Source organism: Rhodococcus sp. IC4_135 (assembly GCF_011602025.1).
In the GTDB taxonomy this organism is placed as follows: Bacteria; Actinomycetota; Actinomycetes; order Mycobacteriales; family Mycobacteriaceae; genus Rhodococcus_F; species Rhodococcus_F baikonurensis.
In genome coordinates this window covers 1-25,434 of the sequence record NZ_JAAOLG010000046.1, presented here as the reverse complement: position 1 = coordinate 25,434, position 25,434 = coordinate 1, and the positions used below count along the sequence as shown (strand labels likewise).

Annotated in this window: 31 protein-coding genes; 26 read left to right on the top strand and 5 right to left on the bottom strand. The window is 61.9% G+C overall.

Going from position 1 to position 25,434, the window contains the following annotated elements:
* Window positions 1-679 precede the first annotated feature (679 nt).
* From G8767_RS32685 to G8767_RS32610, 16 genes are all read left to right on the top strand, one after another.
* Window positions 680-994 (top strand): hypothetical protein, encoded by a 315-nt coding sequence (locus G8767_RS32685; protein WP_166813971.1) that lies wholly within the window; start codon window positions 680-682, stop codon window positions 992-994.
* Between the two features lie 36 nt (window positions 995-1,030).
* Window positions 1,031-1,444 (top strand): hypothetical protein, encoded by a 414-nt coding sequence (locus G8767_RS32680; RefSeq protein ID WP_070160957.1) that lies wholly within the window; start codon window positions 1,031-1,033, stop codon window positions 1,442-1,444.
* The gene (locus G8767_RS32675; protein WP_166813969.1) at window positions 1,441-1,893 is read left to right on the top strand and encodes a pilus assembly protein TadG-related protein; all 453 of its coding nucleotides are present in this window, start codon (window positions 1,441-1,443) and stop codon (window positions 1,891-1,893) included. Before G8767_RS32680 ends, G8767_RS32675 begins: the two co-directional genes overlap by 4 nt.
* Window positions 1,890-2,345 carry a pilus assembly protein TadG-related protein gene (locus tag G8767_RS32670; protein WP_070160953.1) on the top strand — a complete coding sequence of 152 codons (456 nt, stop codon included), beginning with the start codon at window positions 1,890-1,892 and terminating at the stop codon, window positions 2,343-2,345. Before G8767_RS32675 ends, G8767_RS32670 begins: the two co-directional genes overlap by 4 nt.
* Window positions 2,342-5,551: a LysM peptidoglycan-binding domain-containing protein gene (locus G8767_RS32665; protein ID WP_166813967.1), complete on the top strand. Its 3,210-nt coding sequence runs from the start codon at window positions 2,342-2,344 to the stop codon at window positions 5,549-5,551. The genes G8767_RS32670 and G8767_RS32665 overlap by 4 nt, the downstream gene beginning before the upstream one ends.
* Window positions 5,548-6,114 (top strand): hypothetical protein, encoded by a 567-nt coding sequence (locus G8767_RS32660; protein ID WP_166813965.1) that lies wholly within the window; start codon window positions 5,548-5,550, stop codon window positions 6,112-6,114. The genes G8767_RS32665 and G8767_RS32660 overlap by 4 nt, the downstream gene beginning before the upstream one ends.
* An 11-nt stretch (window positions 6,115-6,125) precedes the next feature.
* Window positions 6,126-6,752 (top strand): hypothetical protein, encoded by a 627-nt coding sequence (locus tag G8767_RS32655; RefSeq protein WP_166813963.1) that lies wholly within the window; start codon window positions 6,126-6,128, stop codon window positions 6,750-6,752.
* Window positions 6,743-7,693 carry a hypothetical protein gene (locus tag G8767_RS32650; RefSeq protein ID WP_240952962.1) on the top strand — a complete coding sequence of 317 codons (951 nt, stop codon included), beginning with the start codon at window positions 6,743-6,745 and terminating at the stop codon, window positions 7,691-7,693. Before G8767_RS32655 ends, G8767_RS32650 begins: the two co-directional genes overlap by 10 nt.
* A gap of 89 nt (window positions 7,694-7,782) precedes the next feature.
* Window positions 7,783-8,133 (top strand): hypothetical protein, encoded by a 351-nt coding sequence (locus tag G8767_RS32645; RefSeq protein ID WP_011331679.1) that lies wholly within the window; start codon window positions 7,783-7,785, stop codon window positions 8,131-8,133.
* A gap of 222 nt (window positions 8,134-8,355) precedes the next feature.
* Complete coding sequence (locus G8767_RS36075) at window positions 8,356-8,637, top strand: hypothetical protein (RefSeq protein WP_240952961.1); 282 nt, start codon at window positions 8,356-8,358, stop codon at window positions 8,635-8,637.
* 46 nt (window positions 8,638-8,683) lie between these two features.
* Window positions 8,684-9,846, top strand: a protein-coding gene (locus G8767_RS32635; protein WP_085989961.1) for an IS3 family transposase whose coding sequence is annotated in 2 segments (ribosomal slippage) — window positions 8,684-8,968 and window positions 8,971-9,846 — 1,161 coding nt in all. Because the reading frame shifts where the segments join, the coding sequence is not laid out codon by codon here.
* 19 nt (window positions 9,847-9,865) lie between these two features.
* Window positions 9,866-10,291 carry a hypothetical protein gene (locus G8767_RS32630; protein ID WP_240952960.1) on the top strand — a complete coding sequence of 142 codons (426 nt, stop codon included), beginning with the start codon at window positions 9,866-9,868 and terminating at the stop codon, window positions 10,289-10,291.
* A gap of 430 nt (window positions 10,292-10,721) precedes the next feature.
* The gene (locus G8767_RS32625) at window positions 10,722-11,360 is read left to right on the top strand and encodes a CPBP family intramembrane glutamic endopeptidase (RefSeq protein WP_240952959.1); all 639 of its coding nucleotides are present in this window, start codon (window positions 10,722-10,724) and stop codon (window positions 11,358-11,360) included.
* Between the two features lie 135 nt (window positions 11,361-11,495).
* Complete coding sequence (locus G8767_RS32620) at window positions 11,496-12,233, top strand: hypothetical protein (RefSeq protein WP_240952958.1); 738 nt, start codon at window positions 11,496-11,498, stop codon at window positions 12,231-12,233.
* A 135-nt stretch (window positions 12,234-12,368) separates the two neighbouring features.
* A complete protein-coding gene (locus G8767_RS32615) occupies window positions 12,369-13,121 on the top strand; it encodes a hypothetical protein (protein WP_240952957.1) in 753 nt (250 codons plus the stop codon).
* Window positions 13,122-13,424, top strand: a complete 303-nt coding sequence (locus tag G8767_RS32610; protein WP_166813959.1) for a hypothetical protein — start codon at window positions 13,122-13,124, stop codon at window positions 13,422-13,424.
* A 31-nt stretch (window positions 13,425-13,455) separates the two neighbouring features.
* Here G8767_RS32610 and G8767_RS32605 read toward each other — a convergent pair whose 3' ends face one another.
* The gene (locus tag G8767_RS32605; protein ID WP_166813957.1) at window positions 13,456-14,061 is read right to left on the bottom strand and encodes a hypothetical protein; all 606 of its coding nucleotides are present in this window, start codon (window positions 14,059-14,061) and stop codon (window positions 13,456-13,458) included.
* A gap of 252 nt (window positions 14,062-14,313) precedes the next feature.
* On the opposite strand from G8767_RS32605, the gene G8767_RS32600 reads away from it, so the two are divergent.
* Window positions 14,314-15,216, top strand: a complete 903-nt coding sequence (locus G8767_RS32600; RefSeq protein ID WP_206029994.1) for an A24 family peptidase — start codon at window positions 14,314-14,316, stop codon at window positions 15,214-15,216.
* Between the two features lie 40 nt (window positions 15,217-15,256).
* Window positions 15,257-16,042 carry a hypothetical protein gene (locus G8767_RS32595; protein ID WP_166813955.1) on the top strand — a complete coding sequence of 262 codons (786 nt, stop codon included), beginning with the start codon at window positions 15,257-15,259 and terminating at the stop codon, window positions 16,040-16,042.
* A 62-nt stretch (window positions 16,043-16,104) separates the two neighbouring features.
* Here the strand turns inward: G8767_RS32595 and G8767_RS32590 are convergent, their stop codons facing one another.
* The 3 genes from G8767_RS32590 to G8767_RS32580 all read right to left on the bottom strand — a co-directional run bounded on the left by G8767_RS32590 (window position 16,105) and on the right by G8767_RS32580 (window position 17,883).
* The gene (locus G8767_RS32590) at window positions 16,105-17,091 is read right to left on the bottom strand and encodes an IS481 family transposase (RefSeq protein WP_166813953.1); all 987 of its coding nucleotides are present in this window, start codon (window positions 17,089-17,091) and stop codon (window positions 16,105-16,107) included.
* 76 nt (window positions 17,092-17,167) lie between these two features.
* Window positions 17,168-17,500: a TfoX/Sxy family protein gene (locus G8767_RS32585; RefSeq protein ID WP_166813951.1), complete on the bottom strand. Its 333-nt coding sequence runs from the start codon at window positions 17,498-17,500 to the stop codon at window positions 17,168-17,170.
* Window positions 17,497-17,883, bottom strand: a complete 387-nt coding sequence (locus G8767_RS32580) for a hypothetical protein (RefSeq protein WP_166813949.1) — start codon at window positions 17,881-17,883, stop codon at window positions 17,497-17,499. The genes G8767_RS32585 and G8767_RS32580 overlap by 4 nt, the downstream gene beginning before the upstream one ends.
* Before the next feature lie 70 nt (window positions 17,884-17,953).
* Here G8767_RS32580 and G8767_RS32575 point away from each other — a divergent pair, with 70 nt between their 5' ends.
* The gene (locus G8767_RS32575) at window positions 17,954-18,622 is read left to right on the top strand and encodes a helix-turn-helix domain-containing protein (RefSeq protein ID WP_346843060.1); all 669 of its coding nucleotides are present in this window, start codon (window positions 17,954-17,956) and stop codon (window positions 18,620-18,622) included.
* A 388-nt stretch (window positions 18,623-19,010) separates the two neighbouring features.
* On the top strand, window positions 19,011-19,535 hold the full coding sequence (locus G8767_RS32570) for a hypothetical protein (protein WP_206029993.1): 525 nt from the start codon (window positions 19,011-19,013) through the stop codon (window positions 19,533-19,535).
* 190 nt (window positions 19,536-19,725) lie between these two features.
* Here G8767_RS32570 and G8767_RS32565 read toward each other — a convergent pair whose 3' ends face one another.
* Complete coding sequence (locus G8767_RS32565) at window positions 19,726-20,544, bottom strand: CPBP family intramembrane glutamic endopeptidase (protein WP_166813945.1); 819 nt, start codon at window positions 20,542-20,544, stop codon at window positions 19,726-19,728.
* 237 nt (window positions 20,545-20,781) lie between these two features.
* Between G8767_RS32565 and G8767_RS32560 the strand changes: the two genes are divergently transcribed.
* The 6 genes from G8767_RS32560 (at window position 20,782) to G8767_RS32535 (ending at window position 24,993) form a co-directional block, all read left to right on the top strand.
* Window positions 20,782-21,324 carry a hypothetical protein gene (locus G8767_RS32560; protein WP_166813943.1) on the top strand — a complete coding sequence of 181 codons (543 nt, stop codon included), beginning with the start codon at window positions 20,782-20,784 and terminating at the stop codon, window positions 21,322-21,324.
* Window positions 21,321-22,262: an alpha/beta hydrolase gene (locus tag G8767_RS32555; protein WP_166813941.1), complete on the top strand. Its 942-nt coding sequence runs from the start codon at window positions 21,321-21,323 to the stop codon at window positions 22,260-22,262. The genes G8767_RS32560 and G8767_RS32555 overlap by 4 nt, the downstream gene beginning before the upstream one ends.
* 1 nt (window position 22,263) lies before the next feature.
* Window positions 22,264-23,310, top strand: coding sequence for a hypothetical protein (locus G8767_RS32550; RefSeq protein ID WP_166813939.1), 1,047 nt, complete (start codon window positions 22,264-22,266; stop codon window positions 23,308-23,310).
* Window positions 23,310-24,209, top strand: a complete 900-nt coding sequence (locus G8767_RS32545) for a hypothetical protein (RefSeq protein ID WP_166813937.1) — start codon at window positions 23,310-23,312, stop codon at window positions 24,207-24,209. The genes G8767_RS32550 and G8767_RS32545 overlap by 1 nt, the downstream gene beginning before the upstream one ends.
* A complete protein-coding gene (locus G8767_RS32540; RefSeq protein WP_156423061.1) occupies window positions 24,206-24,373 on the top strand; it encodes a hypothetical protein in 168 nt (55 codons plus the stop codon). The genes G8767_RS32545 and G8767_RS32540 overlap by 4 nt, the downstream gene beginning before the upstream one ends.
* Before the next feature lie 323 nt (window positions 24,374-24,696).
* Window positions 24,697-24,993 carry a hypothetical protein gene (locus tag G8767_RS32535; RefSeq protein WP_166813935.1) on the top strand — a complete coding sequence of 99 codons (297 nt, stop codon included), beginning with the start codon at window positions 24,697-24,699 and terminating at the stop codon, window positions 24,991-24,993.
* Window positions 24,994-25,434 lie beyond the last annotated feature (441 nt).

Below are 25,434 nucleotides of genomic sequence, written 5' to 3'. Positions count from 1 at the left end.
CGCCGCAGCTTCCGCGGAGGGCTCGGCCCTCTTCTTCGTAACATTCTCCAGTGTCGTCATCTCGGCACCTCCTCGCCGAGCATTCACTCAGCGTCTCGGGCCAAAACACCGATTACGAAACAGTCCCGGAGGAGCAAAACACATGGCTCTATCGATCGCGCCGAGCGCTGGAGTGCAACGTAGCGTTCCAGCGCTTCGGCTCATCGATGGGGTCGCCGGACCCACCCCCTCATGAGAGAAGACCGGCACCTAACGTCCAAGTCCATCCATCCAAGAGAAGAGAGAAAGGGGTGTTCGAGGTTGTCGATCGCAATGAGCATTTTCGCCACCGCACTTGTCCTCGGCAGCTTGGGAAGCGCTGTCTACTTCGACATCGGTGATTGGACTATGGAGAACGTAATTCTATGGGCAATGTGGCTGGCACTAGTGATGACCTTCTTCGCCTTCGTCTTCCCGTGGCGTTCATCGCTGCTCGCTCTAGGGGGCGTGGTCCTAGGAGTCTGGGGGCTTGTCGGTCTCCGCCACCTCATCGACACAACGATCAAACGTCGGCGAGGACCCACCGAGGTGTCCGTTGACCCCTTACATCGAAACGAAGACATCCGTTCGGTTGATTTGGATCGTCCTCATACGCAAAAGAATTCACCGGCCACCAGGGCCCACTGAAAGGTAAAAAACGATGATCACCACGCTCGGCGTACTGCTCGTCACGACCGCGCTCTTGCTGATGATAGGCGCCATCATCGATGACCACTCCATGGCTTTCATTTACGTCCCCATGGCTGCGGCGAGCATGATAATCGTCCTGCCGTTCCTGGCAACCGACCTGATCGCCGACGAAAACACTTCACGTGCAGCACGTTTCGGCATCCTTGCCGCAGCATTCCCTTTCTCCATAGCCCTGGTAGCCGCAGTGGCCTGTTCTGCCGCGTTCGTCCGCAATCGTGTGGATACCAAACGCAGAATCGCAGCCCGAAATGAGCTCGCCACCTAACCCACCACCAACCGGACCGCAGAGAAACGGACAGTCATGACACTGGAACAGTTGATCGACCGGTGGCGCCACGACGACCGGGGGCCTACCACGCTCGTCACCGTCATCGCGATGGTCGCTTTCCTGATGATGTTCTCCGTACTGCTGCAAACCGCGCTGTTCTTCCACGCACGGGACGTCGCCAACACCTGCGGCGAAAAAGCATTGCAAGCCACACGTTCCCAGCAAGGGAACCAGGCGCTCGGGCTCGCGGCAGCGAACGCGTGCATCGCGAAATCCGGATCAGGCGACCTTCAAGCGCCGGTCGTGTCGGTGAACAAGACACTCCGCGAAAGCACCGTCACGATCACCGGAAAGTCCCCGTCCCTCGTCCCGGGGCTGGAATTCGCCATAACCGTCGACCACACCAAACCCACAGAGCGCGTGACCAATCCCGGAGGTGTCGGATGAACCTGAACCAGTGGATCGCTCGCGCCCGCTCAAACGATCGAGGAGATGTGACCATCGAGTTGTGCCTCGCGATCGTCGTCCTCCTCGTCCTACTCGGCTGGATGTACGCATACGGCGTCAACCGCCAGGCACATCAAAAGGTCGAGCACGCCGCAGGAGAAGCCGCCCGAGCAGCATCACTCTCACGCACCGCTACTCAAGCCAACCCCCTCGCATACCAAGCGGCCCTGGACTCCATGGACGGTCAAGGACTCAAATGCACGACCATGAACGTCAACGCTGACACCTCCGGATTCCGCACGCGCCCAGGAGTATCCGCAACCGTCGAAGTCACCGTCAGTTGTGAAGTCTCCTACGACGCCCTCGGATGGCCCGGCGTCAGCGGAGGACGAACTATCGAGGTCACTGCAATCTCACCCATCGACACCTTCCGGGAGCGCACCAGATGATCACCGCCCTGCGTAAGCGACTCACCTCCAGGCTCCCCGAGGAACGCGACAAGGGCGCCGTGACGCTGATGACCGTGATACTCGCCCCCATCCTCATATTCTTCGTATGGGGACTCATCGTCGACGGCGGCGGAATGCACACCGCAGCTCAACGCGCGGACAACGTCGCCGAAGACGCCGCCCGCGCGTCCGGACAGCAGATCGTCGGATCGCTCAGTGCGCGAGGGATCGATACGGTTGTCGACCCCGTACGCGCAGTGGCGGCCGCGAAACGCTACCTCGCCGACGCCGGTGTCGAGGGTGAGGTCATCCCCACAGGACCTCGCACACTGCTGATCACCACCCGCATCATCTACGACAACAAGCTCCTGCCCCTTGGTTCGAAAGTGATCACAGGCAGCGCAACCGTGAACCTCAACCGCACCAACGCAGGGGAGGTGTACCGGCCATGAGTGCTCGCACAGTCCGATCCCGCCTCGCAGGACTCGGGTACCTCCTGATCCTGCTACTGCTCGTGGCAGGGATCCCCGCAGCACTGTGGGCATTGCGCGGTAATCCTCTCGACATCCCCTTCTCGGATCTCGAGAGTCTGCTCTCGAGCCCCGACGACGGCAGCCTCCTCGTCGCACTTCTGCCCCTCGTCGGCTGGGCCGCCTGGGCGACATTCACCCTCCCGATCCTTGTCGAGCTCGCAGCCACACTCCGGGGCGTCAAGGCACCGAAGATCCGACTTCTCGGATCGCAACAGAAAACGGCGACATTCCTCGTCAGTGGTGCACTGCTTCTACTGACAGCCGGCACCGCAACCGCTACACCCGCACTCTCGCAACCAGCAGACAGCGCATCACCTGCGCCCTACGCACCGATCGCCGCACAACAAGACCCGAGCGGCCCCGCCCACACTCAGATGGACCCCCGCGCTGCACGGCCCGCAGTCCAACCCGCCGGCCCGACCGTGACCACCGAACGCGGAGACACCCTGTGGGGACTCGCCCACACTCACCTCGGCGACGGAAGACTGTTCACCGAACTGCTCGAACTGAACAAAGACGTTGTCCCCGAAGCGGGATTCCTCGCAGAAGGAATGACGCTGCAACTCCCTGCGACAACCCAGGACGTCGTACAAGGCGCCTACACCGTCCAAGCTGGAGACACACTCTGGGACATCGCCGACCGAGAGCTCGGCGATCCTTTGCGTTTCTCTGAGATCACCACTGCGGACGGGTCGCCCGCCGGAGACCTGATCACAGTCGGACAGCAATTGATCATCCCGTCCGACTCCGCCCAAACACCCGTGCCGGCAGCGGACGCAGCCCCCCAGCCGGCGGCCGTACCTGCGCCGGCGGTGGAGGTAGCCCCCGAGGCGGCGGCACCGGAACCAGCTCAGGCGCAGATGCCCGACCCTGCACCGGAACCCCTCCCGGAAATTGCAGCGACACCCAACTGGCAACTCGACCCCATCGAGCCCCAGATGCCTGCGAACATGGCCACTGATGCCGAAGCGTCCGTGACCACCGCCGATACGGAAGACGACTCCTCCAACTCGTCCGACGTCGTCTACATCGCCCTCGGTATCTCCGCACTCGCCGCCGCCGGCCTGACCGGGCACCTCTCACTACGCCGCCGACAACAGCAGCATCGCCGCCGCCGCGGCGAGCGCATCGCCCTGCCCGCCAACGAAGCAATCCTTGCCGAACAGGCATTGACGGCCGCCGTCGATCCGTTAACCACCGCTCACGTCGACACTGCACTGCGGAACCTCGCGCAGTACTGCCGAGCCAACGAAATCCCCATCCCCCGACTGCTTGCGGTTTTCATCGGCGACGACACCATCGAACTCGGACTACTCGAGGAAATCTCGCTGCCCCAACCCTGGATGCAATCAGACGACGACACGTGGATGGTCGACCCACGGGCGTTCCCTCGTTCGGTCCCGGACATCGACGTCAGCCCATACCCAGCCCTGACTGCGATGGGAGCCAGCGACGACGGACGAGAGCTCATGCTCAATTTGGAGGAAATCGGGCATCTCTCCATCACCGGCACACCCACCGCGACCGCAAATGTGCTTCGCGCGATGGCCGTCGAGCTTGCCGTATCGCCTCTAGCCGATTCCCTTCACCTCAACGTCGTCGGATACTGCGGCGACCTCGCAGGCGCAGTGAATACCGGCCGTATCACGCACTCGGACAACACCGACGAGGTGTTGGCGCGCTTGGCCCGCCACCTCGAACGCGACGCCGACATCCTCGACGAGAACGACATCGAATCCATCGCACATGCACGGAGCGTGTACGAAACCAGCGAGCTGACTGCTCCGGAAGTCGTCCTCATCTCGGACCCGCTGACAGCTGAACAAACAGAAATTCTGGCCGCGATCGCCGAGAACGCACCGCGGATCGCGTTCGCCGCAGTCACGACGCAGAACGCGAATACTCGCTCCGACTGGACGTTGGATGTCGCCGACGACGGCACTGCAACACTGGTCCGCCCAGGTATCGCAACCGCACAGCTCACTGTCACAACACTCGACGAAGCCGGCTACGAAAGCATCGTCAGTCTGTATGCCACGACCACGCAGGATCCTTCCCCAGCTACCCAACCCGAAACTGCGGACTTCAGTTGGGAGGGGGCACGTCTCGACTTCGACATCAGGACCGAAAATCTCATCACCAGTGCCGACCCTGCGGCATTCACCGTAGTTCGCAACGACGACAACGTAATTGAGGGAATCAACTCCGAGACAGTCGGTGACATCGACATCGACACCGACTCTGCGGCTGAGACCGAAACCGAGATTGTTGCGTCCCATCCCGAGCTTCCCGCGGCTCCACACATTTGGATTCGCGTCCTCGGAGAGCCCACCCTCGCGCCACTTACTCCGGGCTCAACGGACCGCGAGAACTCGCGAAGCCTCACCGAAATCGCGGCTCTACTGGCATTCAGCGACGGCGGAGTGCCCGCAACTGAGCTCACCGCAAAGATGTGGCCGCACGACGTCGAACTCGTCAACGCGGCCAGCACAGCCGAAGAAGCGAAGACGGCAAACGCGCGGCTCCGTAGCCGCCGCAACCAAGCCGTCACACGACTGCGCAGCTGGATGGGAGATACCGACACCGGGGACGCAGCGCTCATCAAGTCCGGAGACCGAACCGGCCGAACGCCACTTCGCCTCCACCCTTCAGTGACCACAGACTGGGACTACTGGAACCAGCTCGTTGACGCTCACCCTGCGACGACGACAACCGAACGCCTTGAATCCGCACTCGCGCTGGTGACCGGTCAGCCCTTCACCAGCGACGACCCGATTGCCTACCGGTGGGCAGATCACATGAAGCAGGAAATGATCTCCGCGATCACCGACGTCGCAGAAGAGCTCGCCGGCCGCTACATCCGCGGCGAACAGGTCACCCAGGACCTCGATGCCGCAGGAAAGGCAGCCCGGGCCGGCCTCACGGTCGACAGTGCTCACGAAGGCTGCTGGCGAGCGGCCATCATCGCCACCCACTTCTCCGGGGACATCGAAACTACCCAAACCCTCATCGACACCCTCAAAAGCGAACTCGACGAACTGCAAGTCGACGCACACCCGGAGACCAACGAACTCCTCAGACAGCTCGACACCACCACCGACTACCGCATCGGAGCCGCATCATGAACCGCCGCCTCGCAGCCATGCTCACCCTCACTGCGGCGGCCTGCCTGACCGCAAGCTGCAGCATCCTCAGCCCGGAGCCCGGCACCCTCGACACCAGCAGCGGCCCGACCTTTACCGGCCCCCCTGGATCGGGAAAATCACCTGAACAGCAAGCAGGAGAAGGTGCCCTCGCCAAGATCGGCGAGTACTACACCGTGCTCGCACGATTGAACTCCGACCCCGCTGCCCCGCTCTCTGACCTCGATGCCGTTGCGGCCGGCCGTTTCCTCGACAGGACCAAGAAAGAGATCACAACCAGTCGCAACGGAAACCCGACGCCACCAAGCGATCTCAAAGTACTCAAGAACGTGATTACCAAACACGACATCCCCATCGACGAGACCGGCGCACCGACAGCGGGAACTGCCACGCTCCAAATGGACGTCTGCATCAGCAAGCCTGTGGACAAACTTGAACTCGGAAAACCGATCCTGACGAACCCGTCATGGCCCGACCCAGCAGGATGGAGAGTCACAGCCGACTACACACAACCCGGAACACCCTGCAGCGCCGGAAGCTTCTAGGAGACAACAACATGGCCCACAACAGAATTCGACGAACCACAGCAGCAGCAGTCGCAGCTGTTGCCCTACTAGCCGGCGTCGCAGCTTGTTCCAGCAATTCCGACGAGCCGAACGTCACTCTCACTGCGACCGGAAACCCCGCTTTCGATGGTCCAGACGGCAAGACCGAGGCGAAGACGCCCGACGAGCAAGCGCGGAGCCAAGCTATCGCCAAGGTCAACGAGTTTTATGCTGCCCTCGGAAGCATTGAAGCTGACCCAACAGCTTCTGTGGATGCGATCAGCGGTGTGGCTGGCGACCCAGTCTTGAACGACCGAGTCGGGGACATCATGCTTCGACGGTCACAAGGCATCACCAGTACCGGAGCCATTTCCGTCATCAAATCCTCGGTGACTGATCTGAGCGCTCCAGTAGATGATCAGGGAAAACCCCGCGCGGAAGCCGCCTGGGTTCACGTTCAGGCCTGCACTGATATCTCCGGCTGGAATGCCGTATTTCCGGACGGATCAAGTGCGATGAAGCCCGACCGCGGCCAGTTCGAGTCCACCAACATCACCGTTCGGAACCCCGCGTGGCCTGATTCGAATGGCTGGCGCGTCACAAGTCAAACAGTTGAGAAGGTGCAATCATGCGACTAGCAATGAGAATTTTCGCCACTGCGACACTGGTTTGCGGCGTTCTGGTCACGGGGAGTCAGTCAGCGTTGGCGCAGCCAGGCGTAGGTGGAGGTGGAGTTGACGTATCGTCCTCGCCCGGTGGTGTGAATGTGACAGTGGGTGGCGGCTACGTGAGTGCTCCCGCGGGCTCAGGCGCCGGCGCGGGGGCCGCGGGAGGCGGCGCGGCTGGCAACGCAGGAGGAGGCGGAGGCGGTGCGGGTACTGGCGGCGCCGGCCCCGCTGCTGCACCTCCGTCCGGGACCCTCAACGCGATCCTGCAAGGCGCATGTCTCGGCACACCGGGGGGATGCCCCGCACCGCCTGCGGCACCCGGTATCGAGGTCCCGCCGACGCCGCCCTCAATGGCGGAGATCATGAATACGGTGTCTATGGCGATCACCGCTATGCAGCTCGAAAAGCCTCCAATGTGCTGGACACCTGAACCTGCGAACTCAGGTGGAGGTCAACGTACCGGTCTCGTGGGTAAGGAGAGCTGGGCTTTCATGTGCCCCAACGACGTTCGCGAATCCACGACAGGCCCGGTCAACAGAGCAGCCACCTCGGGTGTTGTAACCGTCACCGCGAACGCCATCAACACCGGTGTCCTCATCAATCACGGCGATGGAGACGTGCAACTGTGCCCGGGTGCATTGCTGCCGTTCACTCCGTATACCGATGCTGTTGACGCCAGCCCTCTTTCGCCCGCCAGCGGAACTCCATCGCCCACATGCGGGCATCGTCTCGCAAAATCGTCCATCGGACAGCCGCAAGACGTCTTCAAGGTCAGCGCGACCAGCAACTGGGTGGTCACGTGGACTGCCACTTGGCCAGGCGGCACGATGGGTGGTGTAGCCCCCACTCCGTTGACGTCGATGTACGACCGGCGGGTAGGCGAATTGCAGGTCTTGGTCACACCGAACTGAATTCAGCCAATGGATGCCCGCGTCATTACGAACTGTCCAGTTCGAGTGACGCGGGCATCTTTGTCGGCAGAACGAGAAGGGAATCATAGGTGGGCACCTATCATCACGTGGTCCTACGCTCAGCGCCAGGCGAATACGTCGCCAGGATAAGGCCGAGCGCATTCGGATGCGACATCAAGGTCGGTAGGGGAGGTTGGTTTGATCAGAATCGGCTCCCGGCCATCATGGCGTTCGCGGAGAAGTATTTCGACTGTTCCCTGACGGCGATCTGGGTCGACGACCTGTCCTGTGACGGTTGGGAATACGACTCGTCACTGGTAGCTCCGTGGGACGGCCCGGTGTCCCTTGATGACGAACCTGAACTTCCTCACCTGGTACCGGCCAGCTCGCCAGGCAAAGCAGACGCCGCTTGTCCGAACATCATTGTCGAGGGGATGTAACTACACGTGCTGACCCCCGATCCGAGCGAGGAAACATCGTTGTCATTGGGTTAAATCCGGAGGGCCATAGCGCAATCGTCAGTTCTGACGGCGAGACAAAAGCTCTCGTATCTGGGTGCGTGGTCGGTTCATGCTCGTGGGGCATCCCGTAATACAGCCAGGGTTGAGGGCTACAGGCAAGCGTCTGATCCTGCTGTCCACGTCTCGGCATTGCGCGCCTGCGTGAATGCGGTTGACCCGGAGCTGATTTCGGACTTGTCGGCGACGTTGATCCCCTACGAGGAATCTTCCTATTCCACGTCCTTTGAGGATGCGCTCAGGTCTGAATTCGGGGATCCGGTGGGTTCTGCGATCAACAGGCTGGCGCTGGAATGGGATGCGAAGGTCAACCTTCCGTGGCCGATGTTGATGCACCGCGCCGTTGACAGCACAAGCAGGTATCTGGCCGTGGACAGCCTGTCGACGGTCGATCGGGGAGAGAGGGTCTGCTGCACGGATAGGTGACATCTGATCTGTGGTGCCGAGAGGTGCCGCTGGAAGGATGTGCACCATGCCGAAGCCCTATCCCCGAGAGTTCCGTGAGGACGTTGTTCGGGTTGCCCGCAGTCGCGAGCCCGGAATGCTGTTGAAGCAGATCGCCGCCGACTTCGGGATCAGTGAATCCTGCCTGACGGGTTGGCTGAAAGTGGCCGATATCGAGGACGGAATCAAATCAGGAACTACCGGTGAGGACGTGGTCGAGAACCGGGAACTGCGCAAGCGAATCCGGTTGCTCGAGCAGGAGAACGAAGTCTTGCGCCGTGCTGCCGCCTATCTTTCCCAGGCGAACCTGCCGGGAAAATGATGTACCCGCTCGTTCGTGAGCTGGCCGAGGACGGCATTCCCGTCACGGTGACGTGCCGGGTACTCGAGATCGCTCGCCAGCCCTACTACCGGTGGCTGGCTGACCCGGTGACCGATGCCGACCTCGCGGAGGCCTACCGGGCGAACGCTCTGTTCAGGGCCCATAAGGACGACCCGGAGTTCGGCTACCGGTTCCTGTTCTACGAGGCTCGCGACGCCGGCCAGGTGATGGCCGAGCGCACAGCGTGGCGGATCTGCTCGAACAACGGCTGGTGGAGTGTGTTCGGCAAGAAACGCGGAAAAGCCAAGCGCCCGGGGCCTGCGGTCCACGACGACCACGTCCAACGCAACTTCACCGCCGATGCTGCGAATCAGCTGTGGCTGGGCGACATCACAGAGCATTGGACGAGCGAAGGCAAGCTCTACCTGTGCGCGTTCAAAGACGTATTCTCCAACCGGATCGTTGGCTACTCCATCAGCGATCGGATGAAGTCCCGGCTCGCGGTCGATGCGCTCGACAACGCCGTCGCCCGCCGAGATTTCGTCGCAGGCTGCGTGGTCCACACCGACAGAGGATCGCAATTTCAATCAAAAAAATTCGTCCGTGCTCTGAGCCGCCATCACATGGTCGGCTCGATGGGCCGCGTCGCTGCGGCCGGCGACAATGCCGCCATGGAGAGCTTCTTCTCTCTACTGCAAAAGAACGTCCTGGACCGCCGCCCCTGGCGCACCCGTGACGATCTCAGGATCGCGATCGTCACCTGGATCGAAAGGACCTACCACCGCCGACGCCGCCAAGTCGGGCTCGGCCGATTGACCCCCATAGAATACGAGACCATCATGACCACACCAGCCACTCAGGCTGCGTGACTCAACCTGTCACCTGATCGTGCAGCAGACCCAGACGCGATTGGCTGCAGCTTTGGCAGTTGCGATCCCGATGGTGGTGCGCAGCGAATTCGCCGAGATCGGTGTTCGGGGTCGCTATATTTTATTGTGGCGGGGGCTGGGGAAGTTCGGGGTAAGCCCGCGGCGCGACGTTTGGCCTGAACTAGCGGCTCGCCGGGCACCTCATGATTACAGCGCGCAGCCGCTGTCGTCGTTTACGACCAAATTGGAGGTTGCCTTGGATTTCGCGCGTGACGGTGAGGGGATTTTGTTGGCTGAGTTGGTTCCGCTATCGGCCGTATTTTCGACTCCGCTGGTGATGGGAATGCAGGGATCTGAGGTGGTCGTGCGAGATCATCGCCACCGCTGGCTGGTGCCTCTCCGCCGGACCGAGGGCGCTTGGGTAGTTGACTACAGCGCACCCTGATTGATTCATCTCCCCGAGCTGTCGTCCAGTCTCGCCATTGCTTGCAGTTGCGCGCTTGCGTTGCGTGTTGGATTACCTTGTGACGGTGTAGAACTGTGGATCGCCAGTCTGGTTGAGTGTGGGTTGTCAATATCGTGAAATTCGAGCAGGCGGGGGAGTTTGGATGAGGCAGCTGCCGACTTCGATTCAGGAGGAGAGCGCTTCAGTCGGGGGGACGGGCCGTTGGGGGGCGTGGCGGAAACAGTTGGTCCCGCTGATCGGTGTCCTCGCGATAATTCTACTGTTGTTCTGGTTCAACGTAATTTGGACGTCGATCGACCAGTATCTCAATCCAACTTCGGGGGCGGCAGTGGATGTTTCGCCCGATCCTGGAATTGCGGAGGACGTTATCGCTACTAGCGTGGCGGTGGCGTGCGGGTGGTTCACGTTTTTGGTTGTTCGCAGATTCTGGGGCCCGGTCGATCGATCTGCGCCGTGGCTCGCAGGTGTGGGCCGTCGTCGGCGGTTCCTCGGAGCTGCAGGAATTTGGGCGGTCGGTCAGGCTCTGGCAATTGCGTTTCGGGTATTTGTCGGTGAGGGCTCAACTGGCAGTCCCTCGGTCGAGGGTGGCTGGTTCTCCTGGGACGTCGTGAAGCCGGTCCTGCTGGCGGGGTTGATGGAAGAGGTCTTCTTTGCCGGGCTAGCGGTATTGGTAGGTCTGCGATTCCGGATCAACCTCATCGTGGTGATCTGCATTTCAGCGATTCTTCGTGGAGCCTTGCACATATATCAGGGGTGGGAGTTCGCAGTCGGGGCGATGTTGTGGGGAGGGTTTGCTGTTTTCGCGTACTACCGTTATCGATCGCTCTTGGGATTAGTTGTGCCTCACAGTATTTTCAATCTTGGCGTGGCGGCGGGTTGGCTGGGACAGCGATGGTTGGTCGTGGCCGTCGCGGTCGTAGTGGTCGGCTTTGCTGTTGTCTACATCGCAGAGATCGAGAGGTCGCGCGGTTCTCGTTTGGGCACTGAGGGTGGGGTAAACGTGGGCGATCGGCAATCGCGGTCAGTTGTGTTGACCGGTGAGCCTTAAAGGCCAGAAGCATCAAAGAAGGCCCTGTTCGAGTGCGTGAACAGGGCCTTTTGCCAACTAGATGCATCGGAGGATTCGTACGGGTGGGTCGCGGGACCGTGCTCAATGTCTGTGTCTGCCCATATCGTTGGGGATATGACGGAGAATCGAAGCTTTCTTGATCGTCCGAAACCGTGGCTGGATGCTCCCCGCCCGGGGCCGACTGTCGTTGTCGACATCGATGGCGTCGTTGCGGATATGCACAATTTCGAGGGGTTGATCGCCGCGCCGTCATACGCCGATCGAGATTGGAAGCGGTTTCATACCCATTTCGGTGAAGCTTCCCTGAACCGCGCGGGCGGAAAGTTGGTTCGGGCGCTCGACAGTGCAGGCTTCACCATTGCTTACAGCACAACCCGCTTGGACCAATTCAATCGGACATCTGATCGGTGGATCCGGGCGAAGTCGTTGCCGCCCGGTCACATCGAATCACGGAGCTTGTGGGTGGACGGAACTGTGCGTCGGGCGTTTGATGTCAAACGTCGGCATTGGTGGCGGTGGGAAAACCACTACGCAGAGACGAGCCCGATAGTGGCCTGGATCGACGACGAACCAGACGCAGTCGACGCGCTTCGGGGGGAGGGCTGCCCGGCGTGGTTGTTCTCGGAGCTCTTCGATCGCCTCAAAGTCGGCGATGTGGTTCCAGCGCTTGCATCCGGACCGGAACCCGTTGATGTTCTCGCTGCGAGGAAGGCGGAGGCTTTGCCGCGGTGGGAGGAATTCGACGAGCGCTTCAAGGTCAAACACGCGCGGTGGCAGAAACGGCACGCGGAACGAATGCGGAGTCGCCAACAGGATCAACGAGTGGATGGCGATGGAGCTGTTCGCGTCTGAGCCATTCTGTGAAGGTGGCTCACCGCACCGACGATGGACATCGATGCGGTGAGCCGGAGCACACTACGCCAGCAATGCGCCGCTGACGATGCTACTGCACCCCTGCTTGGAGGTGCGGAGATTAGGCTCAGCCGCATGACCCTCTGGTTCTTGCGCTCTCGATCCAACAAGTACGCGGTGAGAGTCGACATCGCCGCTGCTGCTGCGGATCTTCGTGGGCGAATGCGCGCTGTACGTGAGATCAGCTCTCCTACAGGCAGTGTGGACTGGGAATCGGCGCGTGAGATCGCTGGAAAGTGTGATTCTCAATTCGTGGCGGCCGCCCGAACGCTTCCCTTTCTCGAGAGGCGCTTGGCGTTGGCGTGGGAGCGGTCACTAGTCATGAGTTGTTGGTATGCCCGAGGTAATCGACACGGCTTCGAGCTCCTTGAGGAACGCGGCTTTGCGCTTATGTCGATGCTCCCGCAAGGGGTTCAAGCGTCGGTCTGTCGCGAGTTCGTCGATGCCGTCGACCACCGCCACGAGATGGGCTCGCGCGTCGACGGGGTAGGCGAGTCGGTGGCTGCGGCAGAACTCGCGCTGGTCGAAGTGAATCAGAAAGCGTTGCGCCGACGAATGAAGGACGAGCGACAACTGATCGTGCTCGAGAGCGTGATCGGTGGCCAGTCCGGACGGATCGGTCAAAGCCTGCGGCATTATGTGCCGTGGCTCGACTTCGCGTGTGAGTACCTCGAGGACCCACGGGAGGTTCAGGAGCTGGAGATGCTTGTCGCTCGTTGGCGCATCGAGCGTTCGAAATACGTTGTGGAGAACCCGGATTATGCACACGTGCGGATTGTCGACGTGAAGACGGCGCAGGGCGGACCGCACCACAGAGAGGGCAGGTAGATGAGTACCGAACCATTTCGAATCAGCGAAGGCAGCGCTCTGCACGCCGATGACCCGGATCCTTTGCGGCAGTACTGGTACACCGCTGATGACCTGGTGGATACCTTCGGTTACCGGCGGGACGCCTTGGAAGGTTTGTTCGGTGAAGCGACGCCCGGGCCTGGCGGGTTGGTGGGGTGGACGACGTCGGTGGTGTGGAAGATCGAGAGTGAAGTGATTGTGCCGGCGGTGGAATTGTTGGAGTCGAGTTTCCGCGATCCGGAGTCGATTGATCTCACGGTGTATCGGTCGTCGGCTGGCTGAAGCTCGGCGATTAACTGCCGCTTGCGGGGCCTTACATGTTGAGCTGGTTGGCCAGTCGACTGATCGGGCGCGGCTCGATGCTCAGATTCCTCGGCTGAGGAACTCCGATGATGTGCACCCCTGAGCTGGCGCGGACGTGTGCGTCGCCGTTCATGGAGACAGAGGAAGTGTCTGTCGCTGCGACGAGAGTATGGCCGGCCGCTTGGACGTGGCACTGGGAGTGGGCGAAGACGACAGCCTGATCTTCGGCGCGAATCTTGGCGTGATCGGTCCCGACAATGTGGCTTTTCCCGCGCGCTTCGATGGTGACGCCATCGAATGCTTCGACGTGCGCGAATTCGTAGGCGGTGACACGGGCGCGGTGGGAGGCCTGGAGGAAGCATCGACCGGCGGCAGCGATGGATCCTCCGCTGATTCCGGCACACGATTGGCCGATGATCTTCACGTCGACTCCGTGCGGGACATGCCCGAGGTCGAACCACAGGTCAGGGTCGGCGTCGATGATCAGTCGTTTGGCGCCGCCGCGGATGTGGTGGGTGTATTCGCTGAAGGTGTGAACGATCAATGCTGGACGGGAGGAACGTGCCGGCTGGAGTCGGGCGCGGTGGCGGGCAGCTTTTCCGATTGGGGCGTTCATAGGGTGATGTTGCCTCTACTGGTGAGTTTTCGAGTGGTTTTGGTTGCGGCGAGTCCGGTCACGATGCGGGAACATCGTCGTTCGAGAGCAGCACGAGCGGGTTTTCAGGCATCTGAGATGCGCGGTCAGTGGACAGCGCACGCCCCAGCGGCCAAACGATGAGTTCGGAAGCCCGCGCTGTCCGGTAGAGCGGTTAGGGTCGGGTTCTGCCTGTGACCACGGGTGATGGACGCACTGAAGGAGCCTTCCGAGATGGCCGAATCGAATGTGGAGTCGGAGAATACTGCCGACGGTGCTTCGACTTCTCTCTCCGCAGAGGAGGCCGAGCCCACGGCGTCCGGCCCTGGTCATCGACCGGGGCTCGTCAGCGCCGCCGACGCAGGAAGGCGGAAACCCCCTCTCTCGACGTATCTGCCGATCCTGGGTGTCATTGCTGTGAGTGTGGCGGTGTGGATCGCTGCTCGCTGGGCGTTCGGTCGTCACGAGCAGGCTGCTGGCCTGTGGTCGGTCGCGTCGTTCGCTGCTCTGGCTGGGGCGGCGGTGAGCGTGGCGGTGCGTCAGATGATGGCAAGTTTGTGTGCACTCGTGCAGATTCCCGTGACGCCGACAGGGCGCCCGATCGTCCCGGCAGTAGCAACAGCAGGATTGTGGTTCGGGGCGGTGATGATCGCCGGCGGCGACGCGATCTTGCCGGCATGGCTCACGGTGGCGGCTTTGTCTGTTTGGGCCGCGTGGATTGACCACTTCACCTTGCGGTTCCCCTTGCCGCTGATCCGGGCAGTCACCGCGGCAGGTCTGTTGCTCGGCGCGATGGCAGTGGTGATCGATCAGGACCCTGCCGCGGGTCTTCGTGCTGTGGTGGCCGGCGCCGCGATATTCGCCAGTTACCTGGTGTTCGCGATCATTACTCGCGGTCACCCCGGTTTGGCGGATGTGAGGTTGAGCTTCATTCTCACTGCAGCTGTCGGATGGGTCGGGTGGATGAACGTGGCTTCGGCAGTGCTGCTACCAAATGTCTTGGCCGTAATAGGGGTGGTGGTAACCAAGGTGTCCGGAGGCAGAAAGGTCCGGGGTGTGGAGTTCGGGTTCGCTCCGTACCTCGTCGTCGGCACAGCACTCGCTATTGCCTTGCCCGCGGGCTGGTGGATGTTGTGAATCTGAGCAAATGCGGCCGTGTAGACGAGAGGAACTGGACATGAGGTGGCGCCGCCGGCGGAATCGTTTCCAATCACCGAACCGGGTGGAACTGGTGGATGAGTTCCTCGACCACGTTCACAAGGTCGCCGAACGCACTCTGCCGGAATCGGATGCACCGGGATCGGCCGGTGTGCGGCGTCTGCATGTGGTGGCCATCTTGATTCGCGAGTTGGAGGAGCACGTCGATACTCGTGAGGCCCGCGGTAGTAACGCTCTCGAGTCGGCGAGTTTGGGACAGTTCTACGTAATGACCGCGCACAGTTGCGCTGCACGACTGGCGGCGGATCTCGATGCGGAAGACACTCCAGGGCGTGATGACGAAAGGCTGTCAGCGCTCGACGAATTCCATGCTGTTCAAGCAGCCACCGGCATCACTGTCAGGGTTCACGGAATGCCTACCTCCCCGGAGGGGGTGAAGGCGCTGACGGAGTTGGTACGACAGGCTCACCGCGGCGAGGAACCTCCAGTAGTGGCCGCCGAGAATGAGCGTGAGGTCGGCAGATTCGGTGCACTTCTCAACGTCCCTGTCCCTGATCGGGACATTCGCGGGCTGGTCGAGCACTTCGAACGCTTGGCGGACAAGTCGTCGGGCCCGATCGGGCGTCGGATGCCGGTGGTGCGTGCCCGTGCGTTGGTCGCGTTCTTCGATCAGTACGCAGCCAGACTGACCAAGACTGGGCGGGATGCGTTGCCCAGCCCGCACGTCCTCGAACACGCAACGGTGTGTCACCTTTCCGAGCGAGCCAGCTGGCATCTCGATCGAGTCAGAAGCATCCGGCGGTAGTAAATCGTCCAGCGACGTATCGAACGGGAAAGTGGAGGAGAGGAACAGGATGGACGACAGAGCTAGGTGTACTGACCGGGGACGTTGATCAATCGTGAGAAGGGCGGCTGGCCTCCGCAGGCGGTGTGCGGTCGGTGCTGGTTGTACTCGTGGAGCCAGTCGGTGAGGGCATCGCGGCGTTCTTTCTCGCTCGTGTAGCAGCGCGCATATGCCCAGCCGTCGGCCATGGTGCGGTGGAATCGCTCGACCTTGCCGTTGGTCTGTGGGCGGTATGGCCGCGTTCGCTTCGGAGTGATCGATAGAGCCTCGCACGTGTCTCGCCACAGGTGAGAGCGGTACGCACCACCGTTATCGGACAAGATGCGCTCAATAGCGACCCCTCGGTCGGCGAACCACTCGACCGCTCGATGCAGGACTCCGACGGCGGTGACAGCGGATTCGTCGTTGTGAACCTCGGTGTAGGCGACGCGCGAGTGGTCATCGATGATTGTGTGCACGAACGCATACCCGAGCTTGGGGTTGCGCCACTTGTTCTTCGGCTTGCCGGGAGTGACGGCACGATTCCTCGATCCTTGACGTCGCCCGACGTATCGCCAGCCCCCACCGTCGGGGATGTTCCCGAGCTTCTTGACGTCCACGTGCACGAGCGAGCCAGGGTGGTCGTGTTCGTATCGGCGGATCGGCTCGCCGGTGGCACGGTCGACGTAGGAAAGTCGATTCATGCGCGCGGTCGTGAGGATGCGGTGGACCGTGGCCGGGGCGATGCCGAGTCGGGCTGCGAGTTGAACAGGCCCTTCCCTCAGGCGCATTCGTAGGCTCACGCACCGTTTTGTCGTCTTCTTGCTCGTCTTGTTCGGTGAGGACTTCGGACGTGACGACCGGTCTTGCATCGGCTCGCCAGCGAGGTAGCGGTCGACCCACCGCTTCACGGTTGGCCACGACACCTGGAAGCGGGCAGCGACTTCGCTGATCGGCCATCCTTCCTCGACGACGAGGCGGGCGACTCGTAGACGATGACGTGGGGTCAGTGCGGCATTGCGATGACTCAAAGTGCCTCCTGAGATAGATCGGTGGCCGGCCGCGTTTGCGACCGGCCACCGGATGATGGAGTTGGAGTAGAGACTTCTACTTGGAGCCTTGCGCTGCGTGGAAGGTGAGTGCTGGCGCAAGCCAGGACTCGAGCCCAGGTCCCTGGAGGGCGGCCTGTTCAATGCTGATCCAGCCTTCGCCCATGGGGCGGTCTGCACCCATGAGCGCAGGGTGAGCACCAGGACGGGCGAGTAGGTCCTCCGCGTCAGCGGGGTCGATGCGTAGCAGGAGTGTCCCTTCCCGACGAGCGGCGACGACCATCCGGTCCTCGACCATGAACGACACTCCCCCGAACATCGACACCTCACGAGGGTTGCGAGCTCTTAGCGCGTCACGAACTCGCTCGACCAGGTCCTTCTGTGCTGTCATCGTCCACCCTTCTCGATGTACTCGGGGCCGCTGTAGTGAAGGTTCAAGGACGCGATGCGTCCGCCGTCGAAGGTGAAGAACTCCGCGAAGGTCATGGGACCGCCGGGCATGGTCGCCGTGTAGAGCACGGCGGAGCCGTTAGGGCCGTGCACGTCGTGGATGATCTCGATCTGCTTGACCGTCGCAATGAAACCGGCAACCCCGCCCAGGAAGCCATCGGTGGCGTCGGGGAGGTGTCCGGCGAGGGAGCCCGTGAAGTCGAGGTGGTCACCCAGCAGAGGCCGTAGGTCAGCCCCGTCCTGGTAACTGTCGATGCCGGACTCGAGGATCCGGTAATAGTCCTTGAGGGTCTGAGGTGCGGCAGAAGACAGGGTGGCGGGCATGGCTCTCCTTGGTGTGAGAATGGTGCTTGATACTTTCAAGCAGGCACTTGATAAAGTCAAGGGGGTTCAGGTGAAGTCCTACGGACAGCTCTGCTCGATCGCTCGCGCCCTGGATGTCGTCGGTGACCGGTGGACTCTCCTGATCGTGCGTGAGCTGCTGATCGGGGGCGCATTGCGCTTTGGCGAAGTCCAGCGCGGCCTGCCTGGCATCGCGACGAACCTGCTCACCCAGCGTCTGCGGGACCTCGAGACCAACGGTGTCGTCGCCCGCGAGCCCGCCCCAGGAAACCCGGGCACGCCAACGTATCGGCTTACCGAGCGTGGCCGGGCCCTGGACGGAGTGCTGCGCGAGCTTCTGAAGTGGGGTGCACCGACGGTTCCAGACGCGCCGAGTGATGCGATCTTCCAGATGCACTGGCTCAGCCAACCGGCACGCTTCCTCCTCGCGGATCACAGGCCGGACGAGCCACCGATCGTGATCCGGTTCGGCACCTTCGACGACGGCTTCGACCTCACCGCCGCCGACGGGACCATCACGGTGGACCCTTGCCGGCGCGACGTCAGCCCCCTGGCGGGTGTTACAGGCCCCGGGCCGGTACTGGTTGCCCTCCTACAAGGCGCAATGCCTCTGCCCGCCGCTATCGCGCAGGGCGTGGATGTCACCGGCGATGCCGCGGCCCTGACGCGAGTTCTACCAGCGCCGCAAGCGTCGACTAACGTCCCCGGTCATTACAGCTAGGGACGTGAAGTCAGGCATCGTTCACACCGAACTTCCGTGTGAGTTCTGCGCGGAGCATCCGCAGTACTTCGCCGGTGACCCTGTCGGGTTCGTGCGCGCAGCGAGGTGGGCCGCGGTCGTCAAAGACTGTTGTCATGGCAACGCCCCCGTGGACTACTTACTCTGCGACGAACATTGGGCCATGATCCGATTTCAGCAGTTGCCCGGCCAGTGCCGACGATGTGGGCGTATCGCCTACTCGGTAGCCGATATCGTCAGCACCGAGATTCCGCTAGGCCGGACCGCTGAAGGCGCGTGGCCGTTAGTGGGACGTGACATCCCTGTTCCTCGATTCGTTGAATAGGTCCCGCAACAGACTCTTTGAAGGGTGAATAGCAGCGTGTTGATCATGACGCTCGGAGAAGGTTTGACGCAGGGGCAGGCAACGATCATCGCGGCGGGGATCGCATTGGGGGCGGCGAGCATCGCGTTCTTGGGAATCCTTGTGAAGGCCCGATCCGACAGAGCGTTGCATGAGGCCACGCTTGGTGAGGATCGTGCAGTCCAGCATCGACAGCAGGTGACCGACGCTCTCTTGTCTGCGCTTGAGGCGATGAACCGGGCTGATGAGTTGGTGTCGAGTAATAACCCGACCATGGAGCGGGACTCTGATGCCTACCGTGACCGCGACAGCCGCTACTACGCATGCGTTTCTGCGACGTTGAAACTGCAGATATTGGGGCTGGAGGATGCGCACTTAGCGATGTCCGAGTTTACGGGTTCGCTTGGCCTCCACTGGATTATCGCTGACAACGATGTAATTGCGCGACCGCACTGGGACACGTTCGGAAAGATCAGCGAAGCAAAGGCGTCGTTGCCGTATACGTTCAGCAGCACGCTGGCGCAGTTGGATCACCGGGCGTTGCACCCCTAACGGGAGACCGTTTGAGGGCCGTCGAGGATCACGAAAACTGAAGCGGCTCTTGGTTTGATCAGGTTGTGAGCGCAGACTTCGTCCGTGAGGATTGGTGTGCGATCTGCACCGCCTGAACGCAGGCCGTGTCCCCTAGCTGGGTGCCGTGGCACCTAGTCAATCGGTCAGGCTGGCGGCGAAGTGATCATTACTAGACAACGAGGGCGTTGTAGGCGGCGTGGCTGGCGATCGAGGGAATCAGTGATCTTGTCCAGATGGCAAGACCGCCCCAGAGAAGTCCGGAGATCACCATGTGTGTTGCATTGGCGGCGGAGAAGGTGTCGTGCCCTATGCCGAAGTTGTAGCCGAGAAGGATCCACAGTCCGGTGACCATCATGAGTGCTGCCCATTTCGGCCAGCCGTTGCGAAAGTATCGGCGTGCGAGAACGACTGCGGCGATCAGCGGTCCACGCCACCGGATTTCTTCTGTGACGACTCCGGAGATCAGTGTGAGACCAGGGATGTGAGATGCCCAGCCCGCGGTCCACCAGGTGGATCGTTCGGCGTCCGCGGCAAGTTGTTCAGGGGATTGGTGTGTTCCTACCGTCTCGACTACGAGGTCGAGAATCGGTCCTTGCAGCAGTGCGGTGATCGCCAAGGTGGCGATGGTGACGGCGACAAGGTTCGCGACGGTTGGGGGTTGTGGGAGTACGCAGCCGATGCTGCGTGCAGCGCACCGGGCTCGGGCAAGGACGATACGAGTGTTTTTGGTAGCGACACCGAAGATCGGCCGCATGAGGGACAGGAGCAGCACAGCCCCGAATACGAATGCGACAACCAGTACGACAAAAGATGCGATGTTGCCCTCTTGAGCGGACACCACGGGTACGCCTGTCATGTAAATGAGAAATGCGCCAAGGCAGAACCCCGAGAGCGCCCGTTGAAGACCGATCGTGAAGACGGCGAACCGGTGTGGCGTTGCATACGTGTGTACGAGCTCACCGAAGGTTGTTCGGGACTTTTCGGGCACAGCGGTGGCCCTTTCCGGTTCGAGTGCATGAGTGCGCGAGTTCGGGACCGAGTTCCCTATCTCGTGCCGCCCCCCGCTTCGTCGTCCGCCGCAAGGAAACGTCACGTGCCCGGCCCTGTGCAACTCGGACTCGCTGACCAGGTCATGGATCGGCGGGACGGTGGTTGGCGCTGAGTTGTCCAGGTCCGAACCTATGGTCCTCCCACATGCCGTTTGTGACGACGAGGAGTGAGCCTGATGACTGTCGAGATTGTTCGTATTCATCCGACCGAAGCGAAGAAGATGCGCAGACTCCACCGGCACTGGTCACCAGGTACTGACGCTCCGGCGGGGCTTGGGGGAGCAGGAACGGTGGGCATCGTCGCATCGTCGGAGTACCGGCAGCTCGGGTACGCGCTGGCTTCGGCGCCTCATGGGCTGATTCGGACCGCGCGTGAAGCGGGTTGGTCTGCGGAGGGTTGTGAGCGGCTTGCTGCACACACCCGGATCGTCGAGGCTCTCGTCGTCAACCCGGATGTTCCCGACGCGGGCATGGTTCGAGCAGCGCTGATCGAGCGGTTGATCGCCGAGCTCACCGACGACACGGCCGGCAACGGTTGCTTGTACGGCTCGACGGAGGACCTTCCGGAACGGGTGCAGTTCTGGCGCGAGTTGGGGTTCGAGGTGAGGGAGCCGAATACTCCGACGACGTGGGAACATCCGGGGTGCCGCACATTGCGATACAGCGGTGAAAGCCCCGGCTTCAGACCGTTCACCAGGACTTTGGGCGGGCCGCTGTGAACGGCGGCGAGGGTCGCTCGCACACGCTGGTTGTCGCGGACGGAACCAGACTCGCGGTCCGCGAGGTCGGATCCCGAACGGCGCCGCTGACGGTGATCTTCGTGCACGGCTTCTGCCTACACGGCGGTGCTTGGGAGCCTCAGCAACGCTATGTGAGTAGGCAGTGGGGCGAGCGGGCGAGGTTGGTGTTCTTCGATCACCGAGGTCACGGTGGCTCAGGGGGTGCCGATGCCGGCACCTACACGATCAGCCAGCTCGGGCGCGACGTCGAGGAAATCATTGGTGCGGCAGCGCCCACCGGACCCGTTGTCCTCGTAGGTCATTCGATGGGAGGTATGGCGGTGTTGTCGTACCTCGCACAACACGCCGATTCGACATCTCGTGTGGTCGGGGTGGGGTTGATCTCGACAGCCCTGAGCAACGTCGCTGGCGCCGGCATCGGGCGCGCGTTGAATACCCCGGCAGTCTCACTGCTCGGCGGTGCGTGCGCGCATGCACCGAGATTGGTGGGGCGCAGCTGGAGTCTCTCGCGACGGCTGCTGACGCCCGTCATCGGCGCGACCTGTCCCATGGCTCCGAGCTCGGGCCTGCGGGCGGCAGCGACGTCGTACGAGATGGTCCACGCGACACCGATTGCGACGGTGGCGGCATTCTTGCGGGACCTGCGTCTCTACGACGCGTCTGCCGCGGTGGGAGCGCTGGGGCGCATCCCGGTATCGATCATGTGCGGAACCAGAGATCGGGTCACTCCGATCCTGCATTCACAGCAGCTGGCTGCGCTTGTGCCGAATGCCGAACTCGTTGCCGTCGCCGGTGGCCGGCACATGGTGGGTCTGGAGCAACCGCAGGTCGTCGGCGAAGCGCTCGATCGGCTGCTTGTCCGTGCGCAGACCTATCACCGGGAGCATTCACCTACAACGGATCTGGTCGGAGCGTGACGTGAGCGTAGATAGTGCAGCAACCGCAGTGCGGTCCATGATCGCCGACATCGACGTGGACCCGGAGAGCGAAGAATTCTTGTGCGCGCTCGACCGGTTGTGGGAGCAGATGCTCAGCGAGCGCGCGGCGGAGATCGTCGGGCTCAGGCGTGAGCAGACGTGGAGTGCTGACGAGCCTGGATGGGAAGGAAATTCGTCGCTCGACTACTACCCGCGGCGCGATGTGTGGCGCACGACGGTACATACCGGTCGCACCGCCGGCGGTGAGGAGGTGAAGATTCCGCTCGCTCTTCTCGCGCCGGTTCTGATCGGACTTGTCCCGGTTCTTGCCGGCGTGACTTCGCCGGCGAACCCATTCGTCGCACTACTTGTCTGCATTGGTCTCGCCGCAGGGATAGAGGCGGTGGGGTTGTGGTGGTGGACCCGGCGCGATCCACTCCGCCTGAGCGCGGAGGACAAAACCGAGATCGGCGTCGCCGTGACAGCTCTGCAGACGTTGATCTCAGCGGGCGGAGCGCATGTCGAGCTGCGGTTGGCGTTGGCGGCATCGGCACTCGTCGACGAGATCCGCACCGTCCCTGTATGGGCCAGTGAGGATCTCGACATAGGTCGCATACGCCTGAATCTCGACGAGCAACTGGCCGAAATTCTCGCGCATGCCGGTGAACTCGCCACAGTGCGAGCAACTTTGGGAGCCCCGGCGGCGGGTAGCAGTCCGCAAGCCCTCGCAGCGAGGGAAGCTCACCTGGTGAGCAACCGGTGGCTCGAGCGGGTCGAGCGTTCGCTGCTCACACGTGTAGCTGCGCTGTGGAGCTATCGTCGTCATCTGCTCGAGCTGCAGGAATCGATCACTGCCGGTGAATCTCTCGACAGGATTCACGACGGGGACCGGGCCATCGAGGGCCTTCTGGTCAACTCGGCCGGCGATGATGTGGCGGCTTCGGCGATAGACCAGTTGGCGACCGACCTCACAGACCTTCGGCGCGCACGAGAGTCCGCGTTGGCGGAGCTACGCGGAGAGCTCTACGAATTCGAGGAGCGGGACTGATGGGGAGAAGTCACGACAGGATCAGCCCGGACCGCGGTAACGGCGTCTTCGACCCAGATCGGGGAGAGAGCGACATCGCCACCCGCAAAGAAGGTGCCTTGATCTCGGAACACGCCTACAGCACTCGTGCCGACATTCGCAGCGGAGCACGCGAACTCGACCATGCGACAGAGAACTTGCCCGGCCTCACCCGCGCAAGTCGAGACCTCAACCGGGCCTATCCACGCCCGACGCCGGCACAGATCGAGAACCAAAGGTTGCGCCGAGAACTGCCGGCCGCGATCGAACTGCGTCGCTCGTTGTCTGCGCGGCAGAAAAACGCACGCTCTGCCACCAAACGGCAGGTGCTCGATTCGATGCCGCAGGCGCAGTACAACGCCCTGTCGGCATTGACGTCGGATCCGAACGCTTGGAAGGAAACGAACAACGCGCTTTCTGCGGTTGCCGGCGATGCCGTTGAACTCGACGACAACAGGCGTAAGCAGGTGCAACGTGTCGACCGCGCCATTCAACGGTACGAACGTGAATCCGGCCGCGGGCATCTCGTCTACACATCCGTCAGCGTTCCCAATGCTGTGGTCAACCCGGCGGACTTGCCTGCCACGCTTCAACCCGGCACGGTGCTGTCCTTCGACCGGTTCACTGCGGCGACGCACTCCTTACACGAGCTCGATTCCACCACTCGCCCGACTGATGTCGTCTTCGAGATCTCGACAGAACGGGGAATGTACTACGGGCAGTCTTCACGGATGAACAACTCGCATCATTTGCTTCCGAGAGGAATCCAATTGGATGTGGTGGGTGCACATTTCGCGCCGTACGAGCGACCTGGACAACAACCTGGCGAACGCCTGATCGTGCAACTGACTGACCACAGACCCGAAGGAGAACAACGATGAGCAAAGACCAGACGTCGCGCCGTCGCCGGCCGGACCTGACATTTCATCCTGACATTCTCGGGATCCCGGCACAGTTCCGAGTCGTAGACACCCGCCGAGCGGAAGAAGCTGGTCCCGACACAGCCGGTGACGCAGTCCGCGATATCGGCGCGCAAGAGAACTGAAGGACGCACACAAAAGAAAAGTCGGAGGCCACCACATGGTGTGCCCCCGACTCACCCGGTGCATTCTCAGTGCCGCCGACACTACCCCACACGGTGGACCAACTCGGCCGGTCCTGCCATTCGCCTGTACCGAATCGGGGCCGCCTCTTGAAACTTGTGCACCCGGATACCGGCTGAATTTCCCCGGCTGACGGCGAAATGAAAGGAGCCTGAGCTGCAGGTTCTGTACGGAGGTGCGTGCACGGCGTCAACCAGTCCAGGTCCGGAGTTAGCGTGCGGCGATGCCGGACGCACCGCATCGGCTCGCCAGGAAAGGGAGAACCATGACCACGCCGATCGAACCCCCCGATACAACTGTCGCCACGCTCGCCGCACGAGCCAGGGAAGCTGCCGCCGCAGCACGAAACGCGGCCGAAAAGGAACAGCAGGACAGCTCCGAATCCCAAGGTGACGAAGACAGCGGTCGACTGATCGTGATGCTCGACGAACACCCCGCGTTTGCTCCTGCTGCGGATCCGAGCGAGGTGGCCTCCAATTTCGCCCGCAGAGTCAGCCTTTCGTCCGTCGCACCTAACGCCGCCGAATTGATGTGGCCGTCAGCGGAAACGAAGAACCCGTGATGAGGCGCAAGGTCGCCACGTGTGTTGCCGCAGCGGGGCTTCTTATGACCGCGGTCTCGGGGTGCGCAGCGGTTGCTCAAGGAGGCCCCTGGACGGGAATCGAGACGAGTGCACCTGCTGCACCTCTCGTGGTCGCAAAAGTGGCCGGCGAGTCGACACCTCGCCTCGACGAATTACTCGGATCGGTGACTGTCGTCGACAAGTTGCCGAACATCCCTGGTTACGAAAGAGGCTGCGGCACAGGCGAAAGTTGCGTTTTCGGAACCGCATGGACCGACAAGTACGACGGACCTCTGGCCAGAAATGGTTGTGACACACGCATTATCTGCACGCAGTTTTGACATATCTCAAAACCTTGCTGGTAGGCCCCCATTGTTCGATGTCGACGGTGTGAGTTATGTGAGTGACGATGGTCAGTTCGTGTGACGGTCGACCGGTTCG

Coding starts and splice junctions, on each gene's coding strand:
- G8767_RS32585 (WP_166813951.1), bottom strand. CDS start 17,500: ATGACAGCACAGAAGGACCTGGTCGAGCGAGTTCGTGACGCGCTAAGA.
- G8767_RS32560 (WP_166813943.1), top strand. CDS start 20,782: ATGACTGTCGAGATTGTTCGTATTCATCCGACCGAAGCGAAGAAGATG.
- G8767_RS32620 (WP_240952958.1), top strand. CDS start 11,496: ATGACGGAGAATCGAAGCTTTCTTGATCGTCCGAAACCGTGGCTGGAT.
- G8767_RS32685 (WP_166813971.1), top strand. CDS start 680: ATGATCACCACGCTCGGCGTACTGCTCGTCACGACCGCGCTCTTGCTG.
- G8767_RS32655 (WP_166813963.1), top strand. CDS start 6,126: ATGGCCCACAACAGAATTCGACGAACCACAGCAGCAGCAGTCGCAGCT.
- G8767_RS32535 (WP_166813935.1), top strand. CDS start 24,697: ATGACCACGCCGATCGAACCCCCCGATACAACTGTCGCCACGCTCGCC.
- G8767_RS32680 (WP_070160957.1), top strand. CDS start 1,031: ATGACACTGGAACAGTTGATCGACCGGTGGCGCCACGACGACCGGGGG.
- G8767_RS32665 (WP_166813967.1), top strand. CDS start 2,342: ATGAGTGCTCGCACAGTCCGATCCCGCCTCGCAGGACTCGGGTACCTC.
- G8767_RS32615 (WP_240952957.1), top strand. CDS start 12,369: ATGACCCTCTGGTTCTTGCGCTCTCGATCCAACAAGTACGCGGTGAGA.
- G8767_RS32580 (WP_166813949.1), bottom strand. CDS start 17,883: ATGCCCGCCACCCTGTCTTCTGCCGCACCTCAGACCCTCAAGGACTAT.
- G8767_RS32540 (WP_156423061.1), top strand. CDS start 24,206: ATGAGCAAAGACCAGACGTCGCGCCGTCGCCGGCCGGACCTGACATTT.
- G8767_RS32610 (WP_166813959.1), top strand. CDS start 13,122: ATGAGTACCGAACCATTTCGAATCAGCGAAGGCAGCGCTCTGCACGCC.
- G8767_RS32670 (WP_070160953.1), top strand. CDS start 1,890: ATGATCACCGCCCTGCGTAAGCGACTCACCTCCAGGCTCCCCGAGGAA.
- G8767_RS32570 (WP_206029993.1), top strand. CDS start 19,011: ATGACGCTCGGAGAAGGTTTGACGCAGGGGCAGGCAACGATCATCGCG.
- G8767_RS32650 (WP_240952962.1), top strand. CDS start 6,743: ATGCGACTAGCAATGAGAATTTTCGCCACTGCGACACTGGTTTGCGGC.
- G8767_RS32595 (WP_166813955.1), top strand. CDS start 15,257: ATGAGGTGGCGCCGCCGGCGGAATCGTTTCCAATCACCGAACCGGGTG.
- G8767_RS32675 (WP_166813969.1), top strand. CDS start 1,441: ATGAACCTGAACCAGTGGATCGCTCGCGCCCGCTCAAACGATCGAGGA.
- G8767_RS32600 (WP_206029994.1), top strand. CDS start 14,314: ATGGCCGAATCGAATGTGGAGTCGGAGAATACTGCCGACGGTGCTTCG.
- G8767_RS32545 (WP_166813937.1), top strand. CDS start 23,310: ATGGGGAGAAGTCACGACAGGATCAGCCCGGACCGCGGTAACGGCGTC.
- G8767_RS32605 (WP_166813957.1), bottom strand. CDS start 14,061: ATGAACGCCCCAATCGGAAAAGCTGCCCGCCACCGCGCCCGACTCCAG.
- G8767_RS32660 (WP_166813965.1), top strand. CDS start 5,548: ATGAACCGCCGCCTCGCAGCCATGCTCACCCTCACTGCGGCGGCCTGC.